This is a genomic window from Mesorhizobium sp. M7A.F.Ca.CA.002.04.1.1, from assembly GCF_004022805.1.
Taxonomy (GTDB): domain Bacteria; phylum Pseudomonadota; class Alphaproteobacteria; order Rhizobiales; family Rhizobiaceae; genus Mesorhizobium; species Mesorhizobium ciceri.
In genome coordinates this window covers 1-6342 of record NZ_RZPL01000302.1, presented here as the reverse complement: position 1 = coordinate 6342, position 6342 = coordinate 1, and the positions used below count along the sequence as shown (strand labels likewise).

General features: G+C 63.5%; 9 protein-coding genes and 1 pseudogene. 2 read left to right on the top strand and 8 right to left on the bottom strand.

Features of this window, described 5'->3' with window-relative positions; all coding sequences use genetic code 11:
* Positions 1-4 precede the first annotated feature (4 nt).
* Positions 5-190 carry a hypothetical protein gene (locus ENZ75_RS35135; protein WP_063170431.1) on the top strand — a complete coding sequence of 62 codons (186 nt, stop codon included), beginning with the start codon at positions 5-7 and terminating at the stop codon, positions 188-190.
* 37 nt (positions 191-227) lie between these two features.
* Here the strand turns inward: ENZ75_RS35135 and ENZ75_RS16970 are convergent, their stop codons facing one another.
* Complete coding sequence (locus tag ENZ75_RS16970) at positions 228-1187, bottom strand: sugar-binding transcriptional regulator (RefSeq protein ID WP_013528410.1); 960 nt, start codon at positions 1185-1187, stop codon at positions 228-230.
* 259 nt (positions 1188-1446) lie between these two features.
* Between ENZ75_RS16970 and ENZ75_RS16965 the strand changes: the two genes are divergently transcribed.
* Positions 1447-2079, top strand: a complete 633-nt coding sequence (locus ENZ75_RS16965; protein ID WP_063169754.1) for an HAD family phosphatase — start codon at positions 1447-1449, stop codon at positions 2077-2079.
* Positions 2080-2163: 84 nt separating this feature from the next.
* On the opposite strand, the gene ENZ75_RS16960 is transcribed toward ENZ75_RS16965, so the two are convergent.
* The 7 genes and pseudogenes from ENZ75_RS16960 to ureC all read right to left on the bottom strand — a co-directional run.
* Positions 2164-2931: a class II aldolase and adducin N-terminal domain-containing protein gene (locus ENZ75_RS16960; protein WP_024502042.1), complete on the bottom strand. Its 768-nt coding sequence runs from the start codon at positions 2929-2931 to the stop codon at positions 2164-2166.
* Between the two features lie 77 nt (positions 2932-3008).
* Complete coding sequence (gene ureG, locus ENZ75_RS16955) at positions 3009-3653, bottom strand: urease accessory protein UreG (protein WP_013528407.1); 645 nt, start codon at positions 3651-3653, stop codon at positions 3009-3011.
* Positions 3650-4090 (bottom strand): DUF3995 domain-containing protein, encoded by a 441-nt coding sequence (locus ENZ75_RS16950; protein ID WP_024502040.1) that lies wholly within the window; start codon positions 4088-4090, stop codon positions 3650-3652. The genes ureG and ENZ75_RS16950 overlap by 4 nt, the downstream gene beginning before the upstream one ends.
* Positions 4087-4758, bottom strand: a complete 672-nt coding sequence (locus ENZ75_RS16945) for an urease accessory protein UreF (protein ID WP_063170432.1) — start codon at positions 4756-4758, stop codon at positions 4087-4089. Before ENZ75_RS16945 ends, ENZ75_RS16950 begins: the two co-directional genes overlap by 4 nt.
* Positions 4751-5338 (bottom strand): urease accessory protein UreE, encoded by a 588-nt coding sequence (gene ureE / locus ENZ75_RS16940; RefSeq protein ID WP_063169755.1) that lies wholly within the window; start codon positions 5336-5338, stop codon positions 4751-4753. The genes ENZ75_RS16945 and ureE overlap by 8 nt, the downstream gene beginning before the upstream one ends.
* A gap of 103 nt (positions 5339-5441) precedes the next feature.
* The gene (locus ENZ75_RS16935; protein ID WP_027161070.1) at positions 5442-6035 is read right to left on the bottom strand and encodes a hypothetical protein; all 594 of its coding nucleotides are present in this window, start codon (positions 6033-6035) and stop codon (positions 5442-5444) included.
* Positions 6036-6127: 92 nt separating this feature from the next.
* A pseudogene (gene ureC, locus ENZ75_RS16930) lies at positions 6128-6342 on the bottom strand (urease subunit alpha); the annotation flags it as partial.

Genomic DNA, 6342 nt, shown 5'->3' with positions numbered 1-6342 from the left:
GATCATGACCATGGCGCAGCAAAAATGCACTTCCGCACCCGATCATCGCTGGTTTTCGTGGCTGACGGATGGATTCGGCTGGTTCGCAGCCAAAAAACGGGCACATCTCGACATCAGGGACCTGTCGCCGCATCTGCAGCGCGATCTCGGTTTTCTCGATGGCAACGACCATTTCGGGCGGCACAGCTAGCGCGGTTGGTTTTATCGCAAATCAGTTGTGCTTCCGGTCAGATGCTGGCGAGCAGCGCGGCGGCGGTCCGTTCATCGGTGATGAGGCCGTTGATCAGCCGCCGGTTCGCGGCCGCCAGAATGCCCGGCAGCTTTCGTTCTCCCATCGCCAGTGCGATGACCAGCGATTTCTCGCGTGACGGCAGCGACGCCGACGACACCCGGTCGTTGGTGATGCCCTCGATCATGCGGCCTTCCCTATCGAACACCCAGCCGACGATCTCGGCGATGCCCCCGGCCTTCTGCAGCGCCTTCAATTCGCTCTCCGAAATGAAGCCGTCCTCGTAGAGCGGCGCCTTGGGGCCGAGGTCGCCGATGCCGATGAAGGTGACGTCAGCCTCGGCGGCAAGCGCAAGCGTCGGCTGGATCATCGGCTGGTTGAGCAGCATCTCGCGCTCCTCCGGCGACGAGGCGATGACCGGCAGCGGCATCGGAAACGAACGCGCCTTGACCCTGTCGGCCATGGTGAAGATGACGTTGTAGAAAGCGGCCGAGCCGTCCGGCGAGATGTTGCCGGTCAACGACACCACCTTGTGCTGCGGGCATTCCATCGGCGGCAGCTGCTCGATCGCCGCCTTCAGCGTGCGCCCGGTGCCGATCGCCATGACGATCGGGGTCGGTGAACGCAACCGTCGCTCGATCTCGGCGGCAGCCGCCTCGGCGATGCCGATCGTGGTCGAGGACGAGTTGGGGTCGCTCGGCACCACTTCGACCAGATCGAGCGCAAAGCGCGATCTCAGCCGTGCCGCCAGATCGAGGCAGTTGGCGATCGGATGGTCGACGCGAACCTTGATCAAGCCCTCCGACACCGCCAGCGATACCAGCCGCTGCGCCGTTTGCCGCGAGATGCCAAGCGTCGAAGCGATCTGGTCCTGTGTGTTGCCGGCAACATAATAAAGCCAGCCGGCGCGTGCCGCATCGTCCAGCCTGTTGCTGCCACCATCCTGCCGGCTATTCAAAGTCCTGCCTCCCGAGACCGCCGGTCATGAGAGCGGCCCATGCCCACTTTCGCAGGGAACGGCCTGCTGCGCAATTGTCAAATCTCGGGGGCAATTGCTTGCTGTCCCTCGGCGTAGGCACGGCCCAGTTTCTCGTCTCCCCACGATGTCTGTCTCGCCAAGAGACTTGGCTGCGGTCCCGGCAGGCGGCACGTTCTTGCGCTCCGAAGGTTTATCTCCCGGCTCAAACCCTTTAAGGGATGGCAAAAAGGAGCCTCGCATGACGCCGAAAGCGGTTTTCTGGGACATGGACGGCACGCTGGTCGACAGCGAACCGCTGCACGAAGCTGCCCTGGTGGCGGCGATGCGCAATGTCGGCCTTGTCCCGCCGAACGATCTGCATGAGCGCGTGCTCGGCGTCGCCGCCTGGCCGGTCTACGAGATGATGCGCGACGAGTTCGGCCTGGACCTGCCTTTCGACGACTGGATCCTGCGCAAATACGAACACTACCTGCCGCTGGTGGAGAGCTTGAAGCCGCGCCCCGGCGCGATCGAGATCTTCAACGAGCTGCGTACAAGAGGCATCCAGCAGGCCGTGGTCTCGAATTCGGACCGGATGATCGTCGACGCCAATTTGAGCATGGTCGGCCTGATCTACCCCGGCATGAAGACGATCAGCCGCAACGACGTGCGCGAAGGCAAGCCGCATGCCGAGCCATTCCTGCGCGCCGCGTATCTGGCCGATGTCGACCCCGCGCAGGCGGTGGCGATCGACGACAGCTGGCCGGGCGCCATGGCAGGGCTGGCGGCGGGAATGAAGACGATCTTCTGGCCGGAAAAGCCGATGGAAGGCCCGCCCGGCGCCGTCGTCATCAACAGCGCCGAGGAATTGGGGAAAGAGCTGGGGCTCTGAGGAAAACCGCCCAGGTCGGCGCCGTCCCTCATCCGCCTGCCGGCACCTTCTCCCCGTATAGTGACGGCACGGGGAGAAGGACGCTCAATTCCGGTAGACCGGTTCCTGCTCGTCGAGGATCGCCTTCAACTCGCTGAGATGGCGTTCGGCCTGGCCGGGATAATCGTCCATCTCGCTCGCCGCCTTTTCGGCGATCGCGTCAGAAAGCGTGCGCAGCGGGCGGCCGGTCCACAGCGCCTTGATGTATGTCTCGGCGGCGCGTTCGAAATAGAACATGCGGTTGAAGGCATCGGCGACCGTGTCGCCGATGACCAGCACGCCGTGATTGCCCATCACCATCACCTTGACCTTGGGATCGACGAGAAGCTGCGAGCAGCGCTCGCCCTCCTCCTCGAAGGCCAGCCCGCCATAGTGCGCGTCGACGACATGGCGGTTGAAGAACATCGCCGAATTCTGGTCGATCGGCGGCAATGTCGAGTCAGCGAGCGATGCCAGCACCGTAGCGTGGATCGAGTGCACATGCATGACGCAGCGCGCGTGACGCACATTGCGATGGATGGCGCCATGCAGCCCCCACGCCGTCGGGTCGGGCGCATTGGGGCCGGAGAGCGTTTCCGGATCGTTGGCATCGATCATCAGAAGGTCGCTCGCCTTGATGCGCGAGAAATGCACCTGGTTGGGGTTCATGAGGAATTGTGTGCCCTCATCGTTGACGGCCAGCGAGAAATGATTGGCCACCGCCTCGTGCATGTTGAGCCGCGCCGTCCAGCGGAAGGCACAGGCGAGATCGACGCGCTCCTCATAGTAGGGCAGGTTGGTCAGCGTTTCCTTTTGCAGACGGGCAAGGCTCATCGAAAAATCCTCCGGTTTCGGCAAGAATGCCGTGGCCAGCCCATTCCCGCAACCGGTTTTGGTTGGTGCAGGGATGCTCACGCCGCCGTGCTGGCAGCGGCAGCGCCGGCTCGCAGGCCGCCATGCTCGATGATGAAATCGATCACCTCCTGCAGTCCCTTGCCGCGCGACAGGTCCGTGAAGCCGAACGGCCGCTTGCCGCGCATGCGGCCGGCGTCGCTCTCCATCACGTCGAGGTTGACGTTGACGTAAGGAGCCAGATCGCTTTTGTTGATGACCAGGAAATCGGAGCGGGTGATCGCCGGCCCGCCCTTGCGCGGAATCTCCTCGCCCTGGCAGACCGAGATGACATAGAGCGTCAGGTCGGCGAGATCCGGCGAGAAGGTGGCGGCAAGGTTGTCGCCGCCGGATTCGATGAAGACGATGTCGAGGTCCGGGAACTTCCTGTTCATCTGCGCGATCGCCTGCAGATTGATCGAGGCATCCTCGCGGATCGCGGTATGCGGGCAGCCGCCGGTCTCGACACCCATGATGCGGTCCTCGGGCAGCGCCTGCAGCCGCGCCAGCATCATGGCGTCTTCCTTGGTGTAGATGTCGTTGGTGACGACGGCGATGGAAAACTCGTCGCGCAGCGCCTTGCACAGTTTTTCGGTCAGCGTCGTCTTGCCCGAACCGACCGGGCCGCCAATGCCGACGCGCAGCGGACCATTTGTCTGTGTCATGCGGGAAACTCCGTGATGGCGAGGATGGCAAAGCCGAGCCCGATCAACAGGCACAGCGGCGAATAATAGCGGACATCGAGCCGCGCGAAAGGCTGTTCAGGCGTCAGCCGCCGCCACCATGGCGTGAAGCCGGCTATGCCGCGCCCCAGGAACACCAGACCGATGAGCAGCGACGTGGCGGCGAGACCCTCCTTGGGGAAGGGTGAAGCGAAGACTCCCATGAGCGCCAGCGGCCATAGTGTCGCCAGGCACAAGCACGCGGCAACGGCGAAACTGGCAAACGGCGTCGGCATCTCATCGACGCCGCGAAAGCCGACCACGGCGCGAGCGCAGGAGGCTGCGTCCTGGCCCGGCCAGATGCCGCCAAGGCCCCAATAGACATGCAGAACGGTGATCAGCAGCAGGACAAAGGATAGCGAGAAGGCGAGAAAAATCATGAGCGGAACAGTCGCGAATATTGGGTTTCATGCTTCATCGCCATGACATCGGAGACGAAGGCGCAGCCACCGAGATCGTCGAGTGTCGAGCGCGCGGCGCGGCTTGCGGTCGCCAGGGCCAGCGGCTCGAAGCCGGCTAACAACGTGGTCGCGCCGCTCTGGCCGACGATGCCAAGCCGGATCGCTGCCTGCACAAGGTTGGAGAAGAAGGTTTGCAGGAAGGCTGACAGCGCATCCTGAAGCGCGATGCCGTTGCCACCCGCAATGGCGCCGACGGCGACGCAATAGGCGCATTCGGCCGGCAGGCGCTCCAGCACCGGATTAGGCCAGGCGGCCGCCGCTTTGAGGAAGGCTCCACCCTGGAGCATGGTCTCGGTATGGCGTTCGCGCGAGCCGGCCAGGGCTTCGGCGAGTGCCGCCACTTCATCGAGATCACCGGTGCCGCATGCTCGGCGCCAGCTCTCGGCGAACAGCACGGCGTCGTTCCAGCCCGAGCCCATCTCGACCAGCGTCTCCAGCCAGCCGGCGAGGCTCCCGGCATCGGCAACCAACCCGTCATGCACCGCCCGCTCGAGACCATGGCTGTAGGAAAAGCCGCCGACCGGAAAGGCAGGCGACAGCCACGCCATCAGCCGCAGCAGGGCGATGTTCGAAGGCTGGTCAGTCATGATCGTGGTGATGGCCGGCATGACTGTGCGAATGGGAATGCGCTTCGCCATGAGAATGGCTGTGCGCTTCGGCGTGCGCATGCGCATGGCCGTGATCGTGGCTTTGCCCAGCATGGCCGGAATAGGCGCCGCGCACCGGCTTGAACGGTTCGGAAACGTCGGTCACGGTGGCGCCCAGCCCCTCCAGCATCGCCTTGATGACATGGTCGCGCAGGATGAGGATGCGTCCGGCCTCGATGCCTGCCGCGAGATGGCGGTTGCCGATATGCCAGGCGAGTTCGGCCAGATGCACGCCATCGCGGGCGCGGATGTCGTAGACCTCTTCCGGTGCCGCGATGATCTCGATATGGCCGCCATTCTCCAGCACCAGCCGGTCGCCATCGTTCAAGGCGACGGGTTCGGGCAGGTCGACCAGCACCTTGCTGCCGTCGGCAAGTTCGATGGCCCGGCGGCGCAGATGCCGCTCGTCATGGGCGAGAATGGCCCGGCCGGACGGTAGGGTGGTTCCGGCAGCGCCGGCGGACAGCACCGAGACGACGCGCGGGAATTTGGTGAAGTCGGTGTTGAGGTTGAGTTTCATTTCATGGATTTCCCATTTGCTTGTGCCCGCACACGCGCGATCCAATGGCCTTGTACATGTCGAACCCTGCCTTTCCCCAACAAAGCTAGACCATCGCGTTCGTTCAGACGATGGTGTCGAAGAGCCGCAGGATGAACGATATCTGGTAGATAAGCGCCGCCGTGACAAAGGCGATGTGGAAGCGGCGGTCGCGCACCAGGATCGCGATGATGCAGAGCGCGACGAAGACGGGCGTGCGGAACAGATACTCGCTGCCGAAGCGGGCGAAATGCTCCGGCCCCTTCAGCAGCGTGTCGACCACGTCGAGCAGATAGGTCGCCGCCAGCAGGCCGAAGAACCACGCCCGCCGCGAATAGAAGAAATCCTCGTAGCTGGTGTAGTCCAGCATCGAATCGGGAAACAAAAGCGCGCACAGCAGGAACAGCGTGATCGCGTAGAAAATGATGAACAAATATTTGCCGAAGGTCCAGATCTCGACGGCGTAGAGGCCGAACTCCCACCACCAGAAATGCACCAGCATCAGGAGCACCGAGACGACCCAGGCCAGATGCACGGTATAGAGCTTGTACTGGCCGGGATGCTGGACGATGCGCGCCACCCCCGACAGCAGGCGGGCGACACCAAGCCCGATCACCATGCCCATGACGATGCGGATGTGCGGGAAGATGTCGTGGGCGGAAGCGATTTCGGTGGTCATGCTCGATCACAATGCAGCTGTTGGTTGGCCGCATAGTGCTGCCTTCCACCAAGGGCTGCAACGGATAATGCTCGCCCGGTGGAAGCGCCGCTTCAAAACAGAAAATACCGTTGCGCCATCGGCAGCACCGTCGCCGGCTCGCAGGTCAGCAACTCGCCGTCGGCGCGCACCTCGTAGGTTTCCGGATCGACCTCGACATGCGGCGTGGCGTCGTTGAGCACCATCGAATGCTTGCCGATGCCGCCGCGGGTGTTTTCGACGGCGACGAACTGCTTGTCGACACCGAGCCTGCCATGCAGTCCCGACT